This window comes from Helicobacter bilis ATCC 51630 (genome assembly GCF_000686565.1).
GTDB classification, from domain to species: domain Bacteria; phylum Campylobacterota; class Campylobacteria; order Campylobacterales; family Helicobacteraceae; genus Helicobacter_A; species Helicobacter_A bilis.
The window spans coordinates 15,516-36,060 of sequence record NZ_JMKW01000021.1 but is presented as its reverse complement, the minus strand read 5'-3'; the positions used below and the strand labels follow the sequence as shown (position 1 = coordinate 36,060).

23 protein-coding genes are annotated in these 20,545 nt (G+C 35.7%); 17 read left to right on the top strand and 6 right to left on the bottom strand.

The features are described from left to right. The first annotated feature begins 6 nt into the window (after positions 1 to 6). From T368_RS0105440 to T368_RS17105, 3 genes are all read left to right on the top strand, one after another. Positions 7 to 813: a 3'-5' exonuclease gene (locus T368_RS0105440; protein WP_004087291.1), complete on the top strand. Its 807-nt coding sequence runs from the start codon at positions 7 to 9 to the stop codon at positions 811 to 813. Between the two features lie 262 nt (positions 814 to 1,075). After that, complete coding sequence (locus tag T368_RS17110; RefSeq protein WP_027338349.1) at positions 1,076 to 1,570, top strand: DUF6056 family protein; 495 nt, start codon at positions 1,076 to 1,078, stop codon at positions 1,568 to 1,570. A 38-nt stretch (positions 1,571 to 1,608) separates the two neighbouring features. After that, positions 1,609 to 2,568 carry a DUF6056 family protein gene (locus tag T368_RS17105; protein ID WP_027338348.1) on the top strand — a complete coding sequence of 320 codons (960 nt, stop codon included), beginning with the start codon at positions 1,609 to 1,611 and terminating at the stop codon, positions 2,566 to 2,568. Between the two features lie 96 nt (positions 2,569 to 2,664). On the opposite strand, the gene T368_RS0105425 is transcribed toward T368_RS17105, so the two are convergent. Genes T368_RS0105425 through T368_RS0105410 form a run of 4 tightly spaced genes read right to left on the bottom strand, consistent with a single transcriptional unit; the run spans position 2,665 to position 5,855 of the window. Next, complete coding sequence (locus T368_RS0105425; RefSeq protein ID WP_027338347.1) at positions 2,665 to 2,973, bottom strand: FkbM family methyltransferase; 309 nt, start codon at positions 2,971 to 2,973, stop codon at positions 2,665 to 2,667. After that, positions 2,957 to 3,622 (bottom strand): FkbM family methyltransferase, encoded by a 666-nt coding sequence (locus tag T368_RS0105420; protein ID WP_027338346.1) that lies wholly within the window; start codon positions 3,620 to 3,622, stop codon positions 2,957 to 2,959. The genes T368_RS0105425 and T368_RS0105420 overlap by 17 nt, the downstream gene beginning before the upstream one ends. Before the next feature lie 3 nt (positions 3,623 to 3,625). Continuing rightward, positions 3,626 to 4,528, bottom strand: a complete 903-nt coding sequence (locus tag T368_RS0105415) for a glycosyltransferase family 2 protein (RefSeq protein ID WP_004087306.1) — start codon at positions 4,526 to 4,528, stop codon at positions 3,626 to 3,628. Beyond that, a complete protein-coding gene (locus T368_RS0105410) occupies positions 4,509 to 5,855 on the bottom strand; it encodes a radical SAM protein (protein WP_004087309.1) in 1,347 nt (448 codons plus the stop codon). Before T368_RS0105410 ends, T368_RS0105415 begins: the two co-directional genes overlap by 20 nt. A gap of 359 nt (positions 5,856 to 6,214) precedes the next feature. Here T368_RS0105410 and pgsA point away from each other — a divergent pair, with 359 nt between their 5' ends. From pgsA to T368_RS0105365, 9 genes are all read left to right on the top strand, one after another. Continuing rightward, positions 6,215 to 6,757, top strand: coding sequence for a CDP-diacylglycerol--glycerol-3-phosphate 3-phosphatidyltransferase (gene pgsA / locus T368_RS0105405; protein WP_004087311.1), 543 nt, complete (start codon positions 6,215 to 6,217; stop codon positions 6,755 to 6,757). Beyond that, positions 6,757 to 7,851, top strand: coding sequence for an RIP metalloprotease RseP (gene rseP, locus T368_RS0105400; protein WP_004087313.1), 1,095 nt, complete (start codon positions 6,757 to 6,759; stop codon positions 7,849 to 7,851). Before pgsA ends, rseP begins: the two co-directional genes overlap by 1 nt. A 184-nt stretch (positions 7,852 to 8,035) precedes the next feature. Continuing rightward, entirely contained in the window at positions 8,036 to 8,587 is a 552-nt protein-coding gene (locus T368_RS16635; RefSeq protein WP_248646230.1) for an adenylyltransferase/cytidyltransferase family protein, read from the top strand. Next, complete coding sequence (gene aepX / locus T368_RS16630) at positions 8,583 to 9,410, top strand: phosphoenolpyruvate mutase (RefSeq protein ID WP_345917232.1); 828 nt, start codon at positions 8,583 to 8,585, stop codon at positions 9,408 to 9,410. The genes T368_RS16635 and aepX overlap by 5 nt, the downstream gene beginning before the upstream one ends. 319 nt (positions 9,411 to 9,729) lie before the next feature. After that, complete coding sequence (locus T368_RS0105385) at positions 9,730 to 11,613, top strand: thiamine pyrophosphate-dependent enzyme (protein WP_027338345.1); 1,884 nt, start codon at positions 9,730 to 9,732, stop codon at positions 11,611 to 11,613. 116 nt (positions 11,614 to 11,729) lie between these two features. Continuing rightward, positions 11,730 to 12,080: a hypothetical protein gene (locus T368_RS0105380; RefSeq protein ID WP_027338344.1), complete on the top strand. Its 351-nt coding sequence runs from the start codon at positions 11,730 to 11,732 to the stop codon at positions 12,078 to 12,080. Next, entirely contained in the window at positions 12,064 to 12,570 is a 507-nt protein-coding gene (locus T368_RS13345) for a class I SAM-dependent methyltransferase (RefSeq protein WP_051591322.1), read from the top strand. The genes T368_RS0105380 and T368_RS13345 overlap by 17 nt, the downstream gene beginning before the upstream one ends. Next, positions 12,570 to 13,271 (top strand): phosphocholine cytidylyltransferase family protein, encoded by a 702-nt coding sequence (locus tag T368_RS0105370; protein ID WP_004087332.1) that lies wholly within the window; start codon positions 12,570 to 12,572, stop codon positions 13,269 to 13,271. Before T368_RS13345 ends, T368_RS0105370 begins: the two co-directional genes overlap by 1 nt. Positions 13,272 to 13,291: 20 nt before the next feature. Further along, positions 13,292 to 14,359 carry a pyridoxal-phosphate-dependent aminotransferase family protein gene (locus T368_RS0105365; protein ID WP_004087334.1) on the top strand — a complete coding sequence of 356 codons (1,068 nt, stop codon included), beginning with the start codon at positions 13,292 to 13,294 and terminating at the stop codon, positions 14,357 to 14,359. A 177-nt stretch (positions 14,360 to 14,536) separates the two neighbouring features. On the opposite strand, the gene T368_RS0105360 is transcribed toward T368_RS0105365, so the two are convergent. Together T368_RS0105360 and T368_RS0105355 are read right to left on the bottom strand one after the other, a co-directional pair. Continuing rightward, positions 14,537 to 16,132, bottom strand: a complete 1,596-nt coding sequence (locus T368_RS0105360) for a carboxynorspermidine decarboxylase (RefSeq protein ID WP_004087336.1) — start codon at positions 16,130 to 16,132, stop codon at positions 14,537 to 14,539. Positions 16,133 to 16,180: 48 nt separating this feature from the next. Next, entirely contained in the window at positions 16,181 to 17,140 is a 960-nt protein-coding gene (locus tag T368_RS0105355; protein WP_004087338.1) for a chemotaxis protein, read from the bottom strand. Between the two features lie 241 nt (positions 17,141 to 17,381). On the opposite strand from T368_RS0105355, the gene lepB reads away from it, so the two are divergent. The 5 genes from lepB to apt all read left to right on the top strand — a co-directional run bounded on the left by lepB (position 17,382) and on the right by apt (position 20,520). Continuing rightward, a complete protein-coding gene (gene lepB / locus T368_RS0105350) occupies positions 17,382 to 18,296 on the top strand; it encodes a signal peptidase I (RefSeq protein ID WP_004087340.1) in 915 nt (304 codons plus the stop codon). 47 nt (positions 18,297 to 18,343) lie between these two features. After that, positions 18,344 to 19,012 (top strand): site-2 protease family protein, encoded by a 669-nt coding sequence (locus T368_RS0105345; RefSeq protein WP_004087341.1) that lies wholly within the window; start codon positions 18,344 to 18,346, stop codon positions 19,010 to 19,012. A 13-nt stretch (positions 19,013 to 19,025) separates the two neighbouring features. Next, positions 19,026 to 19,463 carry a ribose 5-phosphate isomerase B gene (rpiB, locus tag T368_RS0105340; protein ID WP_004087342.1) on the top strand — a complete coding sequence of 146 codons (438 nt, stop codon included), beginning with the start codon at positions 19,026 to 19,028 and terminating at the stop codon, positions 19,461 to 19,463. Between the two features lies 1 nt (position 19,464). Continuing rightward, positions 19,465 to 19,803 (top strand): hypothetical protein, encoded by a 339-nt coding sequence (locus T368_RS0105335; RefSeq protein ID WP_004087343.1) that lies wholly within the window; start codon positions 19,465 to 19,467, stop codon positions 19,801 to 19,803. Positions 19,804 to 19,959: 156 nt separating this feature from the next. After that, positions 19,960 to 20,520, top strand: coding sequence for an adenine phosphoribosyltransferase (apt, locus tag T368_RS0105330; RefSeq protein WP_034564335.1), 561 nt, complete (start codon positions 19,960 to 19,962; stop codon positions 20,518 to 20,520). The last annotated feature ends 25 nt before the right edge of the window (positions 20,521 to 20,545 follow it).

The window sequence follows — 20,545 nt, the reverse complement described above, 5'->3', positions numbered from 1 at the left end:
TATAATATGGCACTTCAATATTTTGGACACTATTTTAATCTGCTAGATCAAATGCCCCTAAGCCTTGAGAGTTTTCATACACAATTAAGCAATGTCTTACCTGAATATGGCACGCTTGAATGCGAAACGCTGCTTGAAGTAATGATTGGCTTACATGCACCACTTTATAGAGTGGGTGATATAGAATCTAGCGATTATATTATTGACACAACAATAAAAAATATTAATCTCAATGAAGCAAAACTATGCTTTGTGGATATAGAGACGACATCGGCAAGTGTGAAAAATGGGCAAATCATCGAAATCGGGGCAATAATCGCACAAAATGGAGAGATACTAGACACTTTTGATACGCTTGTGTATAGCCCATTTGTGCCAGAGGATATTATCGATCTCACAGGCATAGATTCCTATATGCTAGAAGATGCACCACGACTTGAGCAGGTATTAAAGCAGTTTCGCGCATTTTTAGGTGATAGCGTATTTGTCGCACATAATGTTTCATTTGATTACAACTTTATCGCAGAAAGTCTGCATGAATATGATATGCCACCACTCTTTAATCCCAGATTATGCACGCTAGACCTTAGTCGTAGGACTATCGTATCAAAAAAATACGCATTAGCCTATCTCAACGATATGTTAGGTATAAACACAGCACAAGCCCATAGGGCTTATGCTGACGCACTAACCGCTTTTAGACTATATGAAATATGTATGCAATCACTCCCAAAAGAAGTAAAAACCCTGCAGGAACTCATCGCCTTTTCAAAAGGAAAGATTGCATATCCACAAAGAGTTGCGGGGAAATAAATATAGAAATATTATACCATGCAATCAAAGTGGCATATATTGCAAGAATTCCATTGCAAAACTTTCATATAATTTTGCTATAATTCACACCTTATAAGCGATAAAAGCAAGGTTGTTATAGAATATGTTTGAGTGATTTTAAGTATTGCACATATTTGTCTCACAAAGAGTTTTAAAGATAAATAGGTGTGCAATGTATTTTCTCAATATCATACAAATAGGGTGATGCGATTAGTGGCCACTTTACACACAAAGGTAAATGATGACAAATATACATAAATCCGTTTGGATTACTTTTATTTTATTTAGTGTTTTTTTATTTAGTGTTAATTATGTATTTCCTACACAAAGTGATGATTTAGGTGCTGGTTTTGGGGGATTAGATGGTGCTATAAGCATGTATATGAGTTGGAATGGGCGATTTGGTGAGTTACTTAGAACAGCTTTTATTGGCGCTCTTGCTCCAACACTATTTTTTAAGATAGCAAATACCTTAGTTGGAGTTGTGTTTTTGCTTGCATGGTTTGTAATTCTTTATGCAAGATTGCCAAGGAGTTTTAATGACAGCGTAGTGCTTGCATTAAGCGTGTTATGTATTTTGTTGTTTGGTGCGTTTGGCTCAATATTTGTATGGGCTGCTGGTGCGCTTAATTATCTTTGGGCTTACACATTAGTATTGCTTGTTTGCATACCTTACAGGCTTTTTTGGCATAACTATTTTATATATAATACTACCCCCCCCCCCCACAGATTCTAATATTGATTCCATTTTTTATAGTAAGCTTTTTTGCTGGAATGTCAAATGAGATTACAGGCATTATTGTTGTTATTATTCATATTTGCTTACTCTTTTATGCAGTCTTTATCGCAAAGGTTAGATTACCATTTTGGTATTATGCTGGAGTGATTTTATTTGTATTGGGTTTTTTAGCATTGTATCTATCACCCGGTCATGCGAAGAGAGCGGCGTTATTTGTAGAATTAGAGATTGAATATTATTCCATTGGTGACTTTTTACATATGAGTTTATATGAAAAACTTGCAAGAATCAGTCATGTTATGAAATCCACAAGCACAACCCTTGTTACATTTGCATGTTTATTATTATGTTTTTTATACACTCAAATTAAACAAAAACAATGGCAGCACATTGGTGTAATACTCTTATTTGCCGTGATTTTTATTGCAGTCTTTTCTATACCTACCTTGCATTTTATTAAACATCTTGTTGGCGCATGTTTGTTTATTGTGATATGCTATTACGCTTCGGTTGTCTATAAAAAGGATGACAATATGGAATTATCTAGGTTGTATTTTTATGCTTTTTTACTTTTTATTTTTTGTCATATATGTCTTTTATTGACACTGCAGGTGAATATCCCGCCTAGGGCCCGTCTCTTTGTGGTTCTCATAGGGATTGTTGGGTTTTTAATTATTTATAAAGTCATAGAAAATTTGTTTTACAATCACGAGAAAAAGTTTCAATATGCAATCTTATTGTTTAGCTTTCTTTATGGAGGTTTTGTCTTGAGTGCATTTGTTGATATGCGTATAAAATGGGAAAATATGGCAACTTATATAGAGACACAAAAGGCACAGGGGATAGAAGATATAGTGGTAAGCCCTAAATATTTTCACAGCTTTTATAAACGCTATGGAGATTGGCAGAATCCAACCGATAAAGCCGATGAATTTCCAAATCCAAGTTATGCAAAGCATTTTGGCGTGAAAAGCTTTGTGGTTAAAGATGATTAAGTAACTCAGTCTTTGGAGGAGGAGAGTCTTTTATAGCCCTTATTTTCTTAATATAATTGAAAATATTGAGGTGGGTTTTATAAATCCCAAACCTACTTAATCTATTTTGGGCAGGCAAAATAACATAACTTCATCTGTTGGATGGAAAACAGAAAGTTTTGCAATAAAAAAGCTATACCCAAGATCCCAAGAATCTATGAGTTCTTTTGTATCAAAAAATTGCTCCGCATTATGATATATTGCAATGATTAATATAGGTCTGTGTAAATATATGGTTTCCTTTGCCCCAAGCAAAGCCTTAATTTCTGCCCCCTCAATATCCATTTTAATTAATCCAATCTCTAAATGAGAATCATGCAAACTAGATTCGGTGGTTATTTTTGGGGTATTACCCCCCCCCCCCATTGTTTGCAATTAGCATAGAATCTAGTCTTACAGATTGTTCTGTATTGCAATTGGACACAGCAAGATTGAAGGCAGAAGCGTTTATATTGTATTTTTTAATATTTTCGTTTAGCTCATTAAAGCACAAAGTCTCCATCTCAAAACTCACGATTCTATATGGGTTATATTTAGCAAAACAGAACGCACTATCGCCATTTGCCGCTCCCACATCTATTATGGTTTTATTGTGAATACGACTTGCAATATAGTGTGTTGGAAGCAGTTTAATGCCATTATGATAATAATATACTTCACTCATAAAGTAGTTAGATAATGGATACTCTGACCACATCTTGTTATCTAGAATCTCTTTTTGCAAAGCTAAATCTCTTTGTGAAAACAGCGTATTTTTATCAAACAATGCTTTTTGTGTGGAACGCGGGATAAGACATATTAGCTTCTCTAGCACTTCATCAATAATGCTACAACTTTCCATATCTAAACCATGTTTTAGCTTTTGAATCCGCATATTAATATCTTCACAAAATATCAAATCTTTAAAGCTATCAGCCCAATTGTAGCCAATATCAATAAAACTATAAGGCGATTTTCTCTTTTTCTTTTTAAGCTTTAGAAAATATAGTATTTTATAAAGATATTGTTTTATCATCTCTCATATCCTTTTTAATTTTTTGCGAAGTATTTTGTAGGCACGCCATTTTTGAAAATATTTAAAATCAGTTGCGCGTATCATCTTTTTATATCGATACAACAAATCACTAGGTTTTGAATCAATTTCTGCACAAAACAAACTATAATGAAGTGAAATTTTATGCCTCTCTAATAATATGGAAAATAGTTTTTGCACAGATAAAGCACGATGAAATTCATATTTTGAAGAAAAAGTTTTTCCACAATGATTATTATTGCTATGCACACGATAGTAAATGCCTTTGAAATCTAAGTGAAATATTTTTGCCCCAACCAATGCGGCACCATAGATTATACAATCATCAGCCCGTATTCTCCATTCATTTTCCAATGAAAGTGGCAAGATTCTGCTAAGCATCTGTTTTGTAATTGCTATTGTAGAAGTAGAGTGTCCATAATAAGAGCCATTAAAGTAGGTATCAAATATACTAAAACCTAAATCACCATAGGGCAAAACCTCATTATCACCATCGCTTATTTTACCATCTTGCATGATAAATAAATCGCAAAATAACATATCGCACTGAGACTCTAAAAAAGTTTCCACAGCTTTTTTGATGTAGCCCTCACGCATATAGTCATCAGCATCAAGAAAAAACACAATTTCACTCTTCCCATCAAGGTGAATAAATCCGGCATTAAACGCACTTAGCTGACCGCCATTTGCTTTTGTTGTCAATCTAATATTTGCATATTGCCTACAATAATCCTGCACTATCCTTACAGAATCATCGCTGCTTCCATCATCTACGACATGAATGAGAATATGCGGATAATCCTGCTTTATAACAGAAAGGATACATTCGCTAATATATTCTGCATAGTTGTAAAGAGAAATGATAATCTCAACTTGCGGAAGTTTCATGTTGTCCCTCTTTTTTAAGATTTTCTTTAAAATCTTGCACGCATTTTTCCACTTCTTTTCGCTCAAAATCATTAAAGAACCAATCCCACTCTTGTTTTTCTATGACTTTATATTGCAGGTTTGAATAATGTTTGGGATCCAGTATTTCTTTATCCAAGCGTATCGGCTTAATTGCACCTTGTCCAAATTCCTCAATAAAATCACAATGAAATCCATCACAAATAAATTTAATCGAACATTCTTCACATCGTTTTGGCTTAATCTTTTCCTTAAGAATGTCATCAAACACAAGGTCTTGCTCTAAATAAAAATGCTCTAATTTACTAAAGGATTCTATGTTTTTTACATTTGGAGTATAGAACTTAATCTTATCTAAAATTGGCTTTTCATAGGGTTGGATTGGTGCATATTTGTCATCAAAACGAATATAGGGCAATATTGTGCGTTTTAGCCATGTAAAGCTTTTGTGTCGTTTTGCCATGCGTCTTTTGTGTTGTGTGAAAAAGCGTATGACATCTGGTTTTTCTGTCGTTAGTTTTGCTGCCCTTTGAGGTTGTCTCTCAATCCACAATCTAGAGCTTCTCTCCCATTCATGTAGATCATATATCATTTGCAAACTATTTGCAATGTTTTTTCTATGTCGCTCTTCAACAACGCAAAATGGCAGGAATCTCAAATTCACTTCAATGCCATGAGATTCTAATCTATCAATACAAGGCGTAAGTTTTTGCCCTATCACATCATAATATGGAATATTGTGCGTATCTCTTACCCTCTTTTGATCACCTGCATTATTGTAACCTAAAAAATTTACCACTCGTGCATTATATTTAATTGCAAGATCAGTAACTTGCGGCAATTCATCTATAACCTCATTTGTTAAAACGCAATTTGCCCGTATTGGAATCTTTAGTATTTGTAGATTTGTAAGGGCTTTAATTTGTCTCTCAAAGCCACCTTTTTTACCTACAATCTTATCATAGGTAGCACCAATACCATGCAAAGAGCAGAGAAAATCATAAATCCCTGCCTCTTTAAATTTTTGTGCGTGTTCAAACTTTGCTAAAGCAATAAGGTTTGTTATAAGACTTGGTTTTAATCCGATTTCATTGCAGTATTTTAAAAGCTCAAAAATATGAGGATAGATGGTCGGCTCACCGCCTTGAATATCTATGCTATTACAATTGAACTCATCAACATAGATTTTACAGATTTCTTTTGCTTTATCAAGAGAGAAAAATGGATGCTCAGGGTGTTTCTTGTCAGCGATCCGCTCAGCAAAGTAGCAAAAATAGCAATTGAGATTGCAGGTCTGCCCTAGCCACATAACGCCACGCCTCGTGGGTAGTTTCTTTTGGCATAAAATGTAATTTTCGTTATTGCAGAGGTATTGCCCCCCCCCCGCTTATACGCACATGATTCATAGAGATTTCCTTAAAAAATAAAAATAATGCGTTACTCTATCCAAATAAAGTTAATAACAAAAACCAAATCCCACTTGATTCTAAACAATTAAAATTATCACATTGCAACACGCCTAACAAATCCTTATTGCAAAATATTTTCTATAATGTTGCAAATTTTGCAGCATAAATTACAAAACTCTAACACAACAAAGCAATAAAAGATTTTGCTTTTTTTGTTATAATTTTAACTTTACTTAACATATATAAAACTGGATTTTACATGAAACATATACCAAATATTCTTACATGTTCGCGTATTTTGCTTGCTGTTTTGCTGCTTGTTGTTATGCTTCATTGGGAGCATATTGTGCCTTCATGGGTGGATATTTCTTGGCGGAATTATTGTGCTTGTCTTATTTTTTGTATCGCTTCTATCACAGATTTTTTTGATGGCTATATTGCACGGCAGTTTGATTTGGGTAGCACATTTGGCGAAGTCTTTGATCCTTTAGCGGATAAAATGCTGATACTTGGGGCATTCATCGGCTTATTGTTGCTTGATAGGGCGAATGCGTGGGCGGTTTTTATCATCTTATCGCGTGAGTTTTATATCACAGGCTTGCGTGTTGTAGCGGCAAACTCAAAGCAAAATGTCGCAGCAAGCCCACTTGGCAAATACAAGACTGGCTTTCAGATTCTAGCGATTGCGTTTTTACTTGCTGACTTTTTCCCCGGTGGCACACTTTTTTTATGGATTGCAGTGGTCGTTACGCTATATTCTGGGCTTGATTATACCTTTAAATATTATAAGGCTATGGCTTAATGGGAGTGTTATTTGCCATTTTGGGACTCTCATTTCTCATATTTTTTCATGAACTAGGGCATTTTTTATTTGCGCGTTTGTTTGGTGTTAGAGTTTTAGTTTTTAGCATTGGCTTTGGTAAAAAACTCATCACAAAGCAATGCAAAGGCACAGAATACACCCTATCTCTCATACCACTTGGCGGATATGTAAAGCTCAAAGGTGAGACTACAAAAGATTCTATATCCAAAGATTCTAATGAGATAGAATCTAGTGTTTCTAGTCAATACGATAAAGATTCTCTGCTTTCTAAGCACCCATTTCAGCGGATTTTAATCCTTCTCGCAGGTCCTTTATTTAATTTTATTTTAGCATTTTTCATATATATAATTATTTTTGCAAAAGGTGTGCCAAGCTATTCTAATACCCCTATTATTGGTGATATTGGCAAGGAATTTTTAGCTTATAATATCCTAAAAAAAGATGATGAGATAATAAGCATTAATGGAATCAAAGTGGAAAAATTTAGCGATATTAGCCATATTTTAAATGAGAATAAAACACAAAATATGGAGGCAAAGCTGCTTATATCTCGCCCTATTTCTTATGAAAAATCCAATAAAAACAAAGAGATTCTAGAGCTACTTGTGCCTTTAAGTAAGGAAAAGGATCGCATAATATTAGGCATCACACCCGCTATTACAATCATGTATTTTAGTCCCATTGAGATATTACAAAACGCCATAATGAAAGTCTATGATGATATTATGCTGATATATAAGGGATTGCGGGATATGCTGCTAGGGCTAATTGGGCTTGAGAATCTAAGCAGTGTGGTAGGCATTACTGATGTGAGTGCGAAGGCATATGATGCAGGATTTGTTAATTTTATTTTGGTGTTAGCTATCATTTCTGTGAATCTTGGCGTAATAAATCTTTTACCTATACCCATAGTTGATGGTGGGCAAATCCTTTTTACTCTCTATGAATGGCTAACCGGAAAAGCTCTGCATGAAAGAATAGCAAATATCCTTGTCGCATTAGGACTTAGCTTCATTATAACTCTCATGTTGCTTGGACTTTACAATGATATTGTAAGGATTGTTGGGGGATAAAAGTAAATAGGGCGAGAATTGAAAAATGTTATAAAATTTGCATTCAAGATTTAACTGCAAGAAATATGAAATTAAAAATATTTTTTGCTGTAACAATCTTAATAAATTTCATTACAAAAAATAATTTTACAAACATTATTTCCATGCTGACAGAATCTTGCTATAATCACATCAAGGAGTTCGTATGAAAACTTATGAAAAAAGTGTCTATGTCGTTATGGCGGCAGATTTATTACACGCTGGGCATATTAATGTCTTAAAGATTGCTAGACAAAAAGCAGATGAGCCACAAGCGAGAGTTGTAGTTGGGCTATTAACAGATAGTGCGATTGCAGAAGTTGATGAGCCGGCTTTTTTAGACTATAATCAACGAAAAGAAGTGTTAGAAAATCTCAAACTCGTTGATGAGATTATCCCGCAAGAAACTTTTAGCTATATATACAACCTTAACGCCATTAAGCCTATTCTTGTGATTCACGGCGATGATTGGCAGAGTGGCTATCTGCGACACTATCGAAATGAGGTTATAGAAGTGTTGCACACACTTTATCCACAACAGCATAAAAGTATGGATTTACACCCAAATCTTTTGGAGATTCCATATAGTCACAATATTAATGCACTTGGCATTAAAAAGGCGTTGCATTCGCTTGGCATTAGCACAAATGCAAGGCAGTCTCGCCTAAGAAAATTACTTACACTCACCCCCCCCCCCCCCGCATTGCCGTCCTATTAGAATCCTAGAAACCCACTCCGCTATATCCGCCCTTATCGCACAAAATGCTTGTGTAGAATCCAATGGAAAAAAGCTAGAGTTTGATGGCTTTTGGAGTTCTAGCCTTACAGATAGCACAAGCAGGGGTAAGCCAGACATTGAAGCCGTAGAGCTAACAAGTCGCTTAAATACCATTAATGAAATCTTTGAGGTAACCTCAAAGCCTTTGATTTATGATGCTGACACAGGCGGTAAGATAGAGCATTTTGTCTTTTCGGTGAGAAGTTTGGAACGCACAGGTGTGTCTGCTGCTATCATTGAAGATAAAACGGGCTTAAAGAAAAACTCGCTTTTAGGCAATGATGTAGAACAAATGCAAGAAGATATTGAAGTCTTTTGCGACAAGATTAGAGCGGGGAAAAATGCACAGATTACACAAGACTTTATGATTATCGCGCGTATTGAATCTTTGATACTAGACAAAGGGCAAGAAGACGCACTGAAGCGGGCTTTTGCCTACATTAACGCTGGGGCAGATGGCATAATGATACATTCACGCCAAAAAAGCCCTGATGAAGTATTAGCTTTTCTTAAAGCATTTAGAGAGAAAGATTCTAAAACGCCTGTGGTAGTCGTGCCTACAAGCTTTAATGAAATCACTGCAAAAGAGCTAGGAGAAGCAGGGGCAAACATTATTATCTATGCCAATCACTTGCTTAGAGCTTCATTTGTAGCAATGCAAAAGGTCGCACAAGGGATTTTAGAGTTTGATAGAAGTAAAGAGATGGAATCTTCTTGTATGAGTGTGAAGGAGATTTTGTCTCTCATACCGGGAACAATTTAGGGTTTTGCGTTTTAGCAATTCAGCTTGTGGCGATAAATGCGGGAGTTGCGAAAAATCTCTGCGGTAATTACCCTTTAGGTAACTCCCTTGAGATTTTCCTTGCAACCCACATTTACTAAAGAAACTGCGGCTTTGCCTTGTTTTCTCACTCACAATCTTAGAATTGCTGGGAGTTTGCATTGAAACACTTCATTCTAAGATAGCAAAATCATACTACTAGAATGTGGAGTTGAGGTTTGCGGATTTTTGAAAAACACTCAAAAATACTTCTGCAAAATGTGTTTTTAGGTATTTTAGTCATTACACTTAAAGGAAAACTATGTTAGACACGCGGGAATTTGGTGATTATTTGCAGAGTGTAGGATTAAGGGATTTTGTCGGTGTGCCTTGCTCGTATCTCGCACCGCTTATTAATTATGCGATTAATAGTGAGCGTTTCATTATGAGTAATAATGAGGGCGATGCGGTGGCGATTGCAAGTGGGATAAGCTTGTGCCGACTTAATGGGCACTCAGTATTGAGCGATAAATCGGCGAATCTGCGTTCGCCAACTGCGGCACTTACTTCTAGTAAGCTTCTTGTTGGCTCACTTGATAACGCCAATTTACTAAAGAAACCTGCTGCGGCTTCGCCTTGCACCGCTTCGCTGGTTTTCTCATCTCAATCCTTAGAATGCCAAGATTCTAACGATATGGAATCTCGAGCAAATTCTAGCAATACAGATTCTAAGGCGGAAGTATCTTTAGGCAATTTTGAGAGTTGTGAAGCTTTGTGTGCGGAGACTAGCCAAAATGGCTGTCGCACAAACAAAAAGCAAATCTCTCTCAAAAGTGTCAAAGAGACAATGCCCCATAACTACGGCGTGGTGCTAATGCAAAATAGCGGTCTCTCCAACGCCCTAAGTCCCCTAACAAGCCTTAACTACACTTTTAAGATCCCAATTCTAGGCTTTGTATCCTTGCGTGGTGAAAGGGATTCTAGCGGTAAAAATACAGATGAGCCGCAGCACGGGCTGCTAGGCGTTATCACGGATACATTGCTAGGGACTTGTGAGATGAAGTATGCCTTTTTGGATTCAAATATGGATAGGGCAAAAATGCAGGTGCAAGAGGCTTTGGAGTGGCTAGAAAAGGGGGAGAGTTTTTTCTTTATTGTAAGAGATAAAACTTTTTCTAAAATCGCTCTAAGCAATGCTGGCAATTCGTCTCTTAGCCAATCTTTGAATGAGTGCGGCAACTCGGCTCGGTCATTTGCATCTAGCAAACTCCCTTCGCCTCGTTTTGCACAACATTCAAATCTTAGCCAAGATACTAGAATTGCGGATTCTAAAAGCCTAGAATCTCAAACAAATCCTAAAATCAACACTACAACATTAGAAACTAAAGATTCCAGCAACACAGAATCTAAACCAGATTCTAAACCCACCCAACCTGCAAACAAAATGCCTACACGACTAGAAGCCTTGAATGTCCTGCATACTCTAGCAAAAGATTCTAAAGCCTTATTACTTGCTACCACAGGTAAATGCGGTAGGGAGTTATACGAGATAGAGGATAGTCCAAATCAGCTCTATATGGTCGGCTCTATGGGCTGTGTAAGTTCTCTCTCACTTGGCATTGCGTTAAAAAGCAGACAAAAAGTCATTGCCATAGATGGCGATTCTGCCCTGCTTATGCGGCTTGGTGCATTAAGCACAAATGCGTATTACACAAGGGATAGGGATAATTTTTGCCATATTTTACTAGACAATGAAAGCCACGATAGCACAGGTGGGCAGTTTAATCTCTCGCCTTTTGTGGATTTTAGTAGTATTGCTAAGTCGTGTGGGTATGTGAATGTGTATATAGCGGAGAGTTTAGAAGAGTTTGAAAGCTATGTAAAAGCGTTTTTGAGTGCAGGGTATTCAGTATTGAGCGATAAATCGACGATTTGCAAGTGTGGAAACGCCGATTTCCCATCTCAATCCTTAGAATGCCAAAGCTATAGCGATACAGAATCTCTAATGGATTCTCATAATGCGGATTCTAAAAACCTAGAATCTAAAACAAATCCTAGCAATTTAGATTCTAAAAAAGGGGCGTGGTTTATCTACCTTAAAATCCAAAAAGGCTCTAAAGAAAACCTAGGGCGACCAAAGGTTGCACCGCAAGAAATAGCACAGCGATTAAGTAGGTATATGCGGGAGTGTGGTGATGAGTTTTAATGCAAGATGGGTTTCTGCAAAACTACAAGATGAGACAATAGTTGGGAACAAAAATTAAAAATAGAGAAGTTTCATAAACTGAAGCTTAAAAAATAAATTCAAAATAAGGAACAAAAATGCAAACAAAAACTTGGCAGGATATTTGGGAAAGTAAAAGGTTAGATTCTAATATGAATCTTCAAAACGCGGATACAAACGAAGTAATACAAGAATTATTACGATGTAATGGCTTTGATTCTAAAACCGGTTCGTTTAGCATTGAGACTTATCGTAATTTTATTGCAGATATATTCCAAAAAGCTAAGTTGGGGCAATGTGATAGTATGTATGAAGTAGGTTGTGGGGCTGGTGCGTTTCTCTATACAATGAATACGCAAAAAGCAGAAAACAATCAAACAGCTATAAATAGCATAAATACAAGCACAGATTCTACGGGGGGGGGGGGGGGAAATGCTGTCTCAATGTAATGTGCTAAAAAATCCACTTCATACTTTAGGCTTTAAAAATCTTGGCGGTATTGACTATTCCAAGAATCTATCTCATATTGCAAAGTTAGCATTGCCTTATGCAAATATCACTCAAGGTGAAGCAAGGGATATAGATTCTGTGTCTTATGATAGCGTTTGCTCATTTAGTGTGTTTCACTATTTTCCATCTTTGCAGTATGCAAAAGAAGTGATTGCAAAAATGATTGATAAAGCCAGAAAAAAGGTTTTATTCCTTGATATTTTAGATTTAGAACAAAGAGAGGCAGACATTGCCTATAAAAAGCAAATATGTGGTGATGACTATGAAAAGCTATATGAAGGCACAACAAAACATTTGTATTATCCAAAGGATTTATTTGTGGAGTTTGCAAAATCCAAGCGGTGCGAGATTCATATCGAGCAACAAAATATTAAAGGCTATGCGAATTCACCTTTTAGATTCAATGTCATAATGGAGAAAAAAGATTAATGCAAGCGGTTATTTTAGCAGCTGGGCTTGGCTCTAGGCTTGGCGATATTAAGAAAAATCTACCAAAAGGCTTTCTATATATAGAATCTTTACACGAAACTTTGATTGAGCGAAGCTTAGGGCTTTTAAAGGAAGCAGGCATACAAGAAGTTATCATTGGCACAGGTTATGAAAACAAAGCTTATAATGCCCTAGCAGATAGGCTTTCAGCTAAAGATTTTAAGATAATAACACATAAAAATGAAGACTTTGCAACTACCGGGAGTGCTTATACGCTGTGGTGTTTAAGAGAGTTGATTACACAAGATTTTTTACTTTTAGAATCTGATTTGGTATATGAGCCTTTGGCGATTAAAGCTCTGCTTCAAGATGAAAGAAAAGATCTTGTTTTAGCAAGTGGCACAACACGGAGTGGCGATGAAGTGTATATGAGTATTGTGCAAGATAAATTGCAAGATTTAAGCAAGGATAAGACAAAGCTAGATTCTATTGATGGAGAGCTAGTTGGTATCTCTAAGATTTCTTTGCAAAGCTTTATGAAGCTTGATTGCCATAGTCAAAATGATTATGAATATTTACTAAAAGGTTTTGATGTGCTAAAGATTGATAATCTTATATGGTGTGAGATTGATTGCTTGGAGCATTTAGAGCGAGCAAAAAAGCTTATTATCCCAAAGATTCTTAAAAAAGATTCTCAATAAAATTATAAAAAAGGAAAAACATGAAAAACATACTTTTAAATCCGGGTCCAGCAAACACAACCCTAAGCGTAAAACTAGCACAGGTGGTAGAAGATGTTTGTCCGCGAGAAGAAGAGTTTGGCAGAGTTATGGAAGAAGTGAGCAAAGGGCTTGTTGAATTTGTGGAAGGTGGCAATAAGGCAAGGGCGGTGCTTTTTGGTGGGAGTGGGACTCTAGCGGTTGAGGCGTGTGTTAGCTCCGTTGTAGGCAGTAATGATAAATTAGCGATTGTCATAAATGGTGCGTATGGACAAAGAATTGCTGATATGGCAAAATATGCAGGTATTAACTATGTAGCGTTTGAATCTGATTTTTTAAAGCCCATTGATTTTGCAAAGTTAGATGAGTTTCTACAAAGGGAAAAACCGCAATTTCTAGCCCTTATCCATAGCGAAACAACAAGTGGTCTTATCAATGATTTAGATTCTGTAAGTCGTGTTTGCAAACCTTTAAATATTAAAATAATTGCTGATTGTATGAGTAGTTATGCGTGTTATCTCTTAAGTCTTGATGTTGTGGATTTCATTATTGCATCAAGCAATAAAAACATTCAAGGAATGGCAGGGATAAGCCTTGTAATTGCCAATGAAGCAAATATTTTAAAGGCTACTTATGCAAAAAGCCTTTATCTTGACTTAAAAGCACAATATGAATATTTCATACATAATTATCAAATGCGATTTACACCACCCGTGCAAACACTTTATGCCTTGCGACAAGCTATTAGTGAGTTAAAACGAGAGGGCTTAACAAATCGCTATAAAAGATATGAAAAAAGCAATAAGATTCTAAGAGATGGTTTAACTCGGCTTGGCTTTGATATCTATCCAAAAAACTCTTATGGTGTTATTATTACAGCTATTACTCTTCCTAATGATATGGAGTTTAATGAATTGCACTCTTATTGTAAAGAAAGGGGCTATACGATTTATCCCGGAAAAATTGCTGGTTTAAATATGTTTCGCATAGCAAATATTGGAGATATTGAATCAAGTGATTTGCAAGGGTTTTTAGATGTTTTAGAATCTTTTATAAAACTTAAGAAATAGTTTTGGCATTGCTATTTATGGCTTAATTATTACACAAACTTATCTGGGGTTATCCGTCCCGCAAGAAAACTCGGTTTTTCATGAAAAGAATATAATATTCTGCGATATTTAACTTTAAATGAGATGGAAAACGCAGAACCTAAAATATTCTGCTCTAGAGTTTTCTCTCACACAAGTCTAATTGCGTTCCTTAAAATCTGTATAGCCAAACTGCTTTAATAGTTTAAACTTACCATTCTCTACAACACCAAGACTAGGGAGTTCTACACCATTGAAGGTTGTGTTTTTTACAATAGTATAATGTATCATATCAACAAATGCTATTTTATCGCCAACTTTTAGGGGCGTATCAAAACTATAATCCCCGATTACATCACCTGCAAGGCAAGTGGGTCCGCCAAAGCGATAGCAATACTTCCCCTTTTCTTCACCTAAGTCAGATTCTATAACCGCATGTCCTTTAGAATCTTTTGTAATTTTATAGCATGCTGGGCGATAAGGCATCTCAAGGCAGTCTGGCATGTGGCAACTCGCACTTACATCAAGTATAGCTACTAAGCCCTCATTCTCTACAATATCTACCACTTCGCCGATTAAATCGCCTGTTTGCCAACCTACTGCTTCGCCGGGCTCTAGCATGACTTGAATGTCATTATATTTTTCTCTAAAGTCCTTGATAAGATTCACAAGCAAGGTGCAATTATAATCGCTTCGTGTGATATGATGACCGCCGCCAAAATTCACCCATTCACAATGTGAAAGATAATCGCCAAAATGCCCTATCACATGTGGCAGTGTCCGCTGCAGGGCACTAGAATCTTGCTCACAATGTGTATGAAAATGCAAACCGCTAAAATGTGCTTTAAAAAATGAGAGTGTATCTGTGTAGTTATATTTTTTAGCAAGATTCTCTAAATCTCTATAAAAAACGCTAGGTATAATACCTAAGCGACTTTTGGGGATACATGGGTTATAAATTGGTGGGCTAACTTCGCTATACAAGGGATTAATGCGTAGTCCTATATGAATTTGTGGAATCTTTTCTGGAATATCAACTTGCAAGACTCCATTTCTTTTGCATTCTAATAGTATTTGATAAAACTCTTTAATAAGTTGATTTTGTGATTCTATAAAAGGCTTAAATCGCTCCCATTGCCCTAAGGAATTAAAGATAATATGCGTTGCATAAGGTAATATATTTTGCATTTGACTTTCTTTATAAGCTGGGGCAAAGACACATATTTCTTTATGTATAAACATATTTAATAGGGCGTAAGGGATCTCTTTGCAAAGGGCTTGATAATTATCTTGATTTTCTAGTGTTGTATCTAGATTATTAAAAAGAGATTCTATAATTTGTGCGTGTGAAGGCTTTATGGTAGGATTCTTTGAGATATTTTTTAGATAAGGTAGTAACGCTTTTATCACTTCTTTTATATTAGAATCTTGCTGCATTAAAGGCGTGGCAATGCTATCAAATGCTAAAAGCGTTTCATTTACACCACTGCAAGTAGCCCCTTGCAACTTTGTGCGGATATTTTCAAATGCCCTCCAAAAGCTATAACCCTTTAATGCAACTAAGATATTTGCTCCAGAATCTTTTGCGACATTTTGTAGTAGTGTAATATTTGCATTAAGAGAATCTCTGCATAATACATAGCTTGGTGTTTGTATCCTAAAGGCTAAATCTGTATTATTTAGCACTTGTTGTAACATAATCTTATTATCTAAAAAGTCTTTGTGCCAGTTTAGTATATTTTCTGTTTGCTGCATTGTGATAATCCTAAAAATTTAAAGCTATAGAATCTAAAAGCAATAAAACTAACGCAGCATTAACTCTCGCACAGCTTTTTCAATCTCAACAGGATTTGACTTTGATATAAACTCATCTGCATCAAGTGATAACGCCATCTCTTCATTACTCGTCCCACTCATTGATGAATTTACAACAATAGGTATATGCTTTGATGCGGCATTTGCTTTGACTTGCTTAATCACTTCAAAGCCACTTGCTTCAGGCATTTCTAAGTCAGTGATAATTAGCCCAATTTCTGAAATATCTGTATCAGGGCTAAATAAATGATCGAGTAATTTTTGCCCATTGATAAAATCAAGATGTATAACGCCTAGTCTATTAAGAATGGTTTGCATGGTTTTTAGCACACTTGGGCTATCATCTGCAAGTAATATCTTTTTAGTAGTAACGACTTGATTAATGCTCTCCATCTCTTTATTTTTCTCTTCTTCAATCCATGGGAATACATCTACAAGCATTTTTTCAATATCAACGACTTGCACTAATTTACCATCATAATATCTTGTGCGTGAGACAAGCTTGCCATTACCCCCACCGCTACTGCCAACACCCGCACTTTGCTCTATCTCTGTCCATTTTTTATTTAAGATTCTATCTGCCTCATAAATACGCACACCGATAGTCCATTTTGAAAACTCACATATCATTATAATATCATCTTCACCCTTTTGTCTTGGCACAGCATAATTACGCAGATTCTTTGTAGGCATAGCAGGATCATAGAAAAACCACTTCCGCATGTCAATAAGTGGTATAGTGAGTTCTCTTATTGTAATAAGCCCTTCTACAAGGGAGTTTGGCTCATGGCTCACAATAGTAACAGCCCCATTATATTTCACAACTTCCCGTATCTTAAATACATTCACCGCATATAAATCTTTTCCTTTTTCTAAGCGAAAGCAAAGTAGCTGCAACTCGTTATTTTTATGCAAACTTGTTACTTGATCGATATTTGACATTGCCATATTTAAGCCTTTATGAATAAAATTGCACAATTTTGTAAAATCATAGCATATTTATTCTAACACAACATATTGTTTTATAGAATCTTGGTGTGATGAAATATAAAATCATGCCATGAAAACTAGTTTTAGTTTAATCCTTAAGATATATTGAATACAAATGGAAAATCTAAATATTAAGTATTTAATAGTAGAATTGCACTTTTGTATAGTTTCTCTAAAACTTTTTTGAATAAGGGTGTATATGAAGATTCTAAGATGGATTAGCAATTTTGTTTCAAGTTGGACTGGTGCGATTGTAATTGTATTATGTTTAGTGTTTTTTGTAGCACAAGGCTTTATTATCCCTAGTCGCTCGATGGTTGGCTCGCTGTATGAGGGCGATATGATGTTTGTAAAAAAATACTCGTATGGAATCACAATACCAAAGATTCCATGGCTTGAGATACCAATACTTCCAGATTTTCACGGCAATAGGCATTTAATCGAGGGGGATAGACCAAAAAGGGGGGATATAGTCGTATTTAATCCACCCGGCGATGATAAGACATATTATGTAAAGAGAAATTTTGCGATCGGTGGTGATAAAGTGATATTTGCAAAAGATGGCATGTATTTGCGACCATTTGAGGGAGATTCCTATATTGATACGCATTTTAAAGACTATGAAACAAAAGAGTTTCTAAATGAAAGGTATGTAAAAGAGCCGTATGCTAGAGAATATGTTGGGATTCATTATGGAGAAAAAGATTATAGGACAGAGCCTTTTCAAAGTTATGAGGTGATGCGTATTCGTGCAGATAAGGGTGGAACAAATAATACTTTGCCAAATAATCATGGCGTAGCTATGGATATTAAAAATGATAATGGGGAAGAGTTCTTTTATAAAAAAATTGATGAAGATTGCTTTTTCATGGTTGGGGATAATCGCGATAATAGCGAAGATTCTAGATTCTGGGGCGTGGTAGATTATAGTCGCATTGTAGGGCAGCCTTGGTTTACTTACTTTAGCATAACTTTGACTGATAGTATAGAATCAGAAGCAAGCAATCCTATCAATCGCTATAAGGTGCGATGGAAAAGAATGTTTAAGGGTATAGAAACTTTACAAAAAGATGCACAGAAATTTGAAGGTGAAATTAGACCTTATAATCTTTAGATAGATTTTAATATGTGTAGTGTTTCAAGGTAGTTTTAAGGATTAGTATGGACGATTTAGATATAACTGAAGTTGGAATAACTATTAGTTTTTATGTCGTTGCATTATTATTTTCTGCAGTTGGCAGGGAGATTCTATCTGGTTTAATGGCATTGCGTTATGGTGATGAAACGCCTAGAGTTTCTAACCGCATAACCCTTAACCCCTTGAAACATATTGATTTATTTGGCACTTTTATCATTCCATTTACATTAATTATTGTAGGGGCAAATTTCATATTTGGGTATGCAAAGCCTATGCCGATAAATTATGAAAATATTAAAGAAAAAACGGGCTATAAAGGCTGTCTTTATGTCGCATTATCTGGGACATTTTTTAATTTTCTTGTTGCATTGTGCTGTGTGGTTATTTTGCGATTTGGCATAGATTTAGGACTTATGCAAAGTGGTGGTCTTATTATGCAATTCTTTTTCATTTTCTTGCAAGTAAATGTGATGCTTGCAGTCTTTAATCTATTGCCTATTCCACCGCTTAATGGTGCATTAATCCTAGCATATATAGGACTTTATTTCAATAATAGCTTCTTTGCAAGATTGTATAATAATGTTGAAAAATATGGTATGATTCTACTCATTATCATTTTATTGTTTCCGCCGACAAATGAAGCAATATTATGGATTATGAAAAATACGCTCTTATTCTTTCTAAAACTTTGATAAAAGGAAAATTATGTTATTCATAGCAAGTGATCATGCAGGGATAAAGATAAAGCAAGTGGCGACAAAGTATTGTAAAGAACACAATATTGCTTTTAAGGACTTAGGCGTGCATGTTAATGATAGTGTGGATTATCCCGATATGGCAGAGGCTGTGTGCCAAGAAATGCTAAAAGATATTGAAAATAGTCGCGGGATACTCATTTGTGGTAGTGGAATTGGAATGAGTATTGCTGCTAATAGGCATAGAGCTATCCGTGCTGCCCTATGTTTTGATCCCTATATGGCTGCTGTCGCAAGAAAGCATAATAACGCAAATGTGCTATGTTTGGGGGAAAGGGTGATTGGAGCAGGTGTTGCTGAAGCTGTTATAGAAGTGTTTTTAAACGAGACTTTTGAGGGCGGCAGACATGCAATAAGAGTGGAAAAACTCACAAATACAAAGGATTAATATGGGTGATGTAGTTGCTTGGTTTGGACTGACTATTTTTATTCTCTTTGTTTTATTCATGGTTGTAGCGGCTTTTTACTATAAAAGCATAGCACAAAAAGAGAGAAAAGAATCTTCACACATGAAATATACTCTTGTAGAAACAGAGGTTTTAATACAAAAGCATCAGCTTTCACTCCAAAGGGCATTAGGTAATATTGATATATTGACAAAAGAGCTTAACTCTTTGAAAAGTGAGGTTAAAACACTCAAGCAAAGAAACTCACAATATCGTATAGAAACGGATAACTATAAAAGTCGAATTAAAGATTTAGAGCAAAAGATAGAAGCACTCTTATAATCTTTACATAGGGATAGTGTGATGTTTTTTAGACTAAATTTTACAAAGGGATTAAGTATGGTAAGAAAAAAGACCAATGAGATTGAAAAGCCCATTAATGCTTTTAGCGAAGAAGACTTAATGCTAGAAGATTCTGCAAACCAAACTGAAGTGAAAATGGCAAAACACAAGCCCACATTGCGTGAAGAAATCGAGCAAGCAATCACAGATGTGCCAGACTTTCCAAAAAAGGGAATCTTATTTAAAGACATTACGACATTTTTGCATAATGGCAAACTTTTTAATGAATACATACAAATGTTAGCACACAGATACCAAGCCTATAAAGTGGAGTATGTCATCGGCATTGAAGCAAGGGGCTTTATGATAGCCTCTGCCCTAGCTTTTGCGCTGAATGCTGGATTTGTGCCGATTAGAAAAAAGGGTAAATTACCCGGCAAAGTGCTTTCACAAACCTATTCACTTGAATATGGAAAAGATTCTATGGAGATAAAAGAAGATGCCTTTTCAGGCTTAAAAGGTGTTAATGTTATTCTTGTTGATGACTTAATGGCAACGGGTGGCACAGCTTGTGCGGCATTAAAACTTATCTCAAAACTTGAAGCAAAATGTATTGAGCTATGCTGCCTTGTAAATCTACTTGAATTTGCAGAGAATAAAGAAAGAAAAGAGATAGAATCTAAAACTCATGTTTTTTCGCTTATTGATGTGGAGTAAGGGATTTTAGAATATTTGTTATATT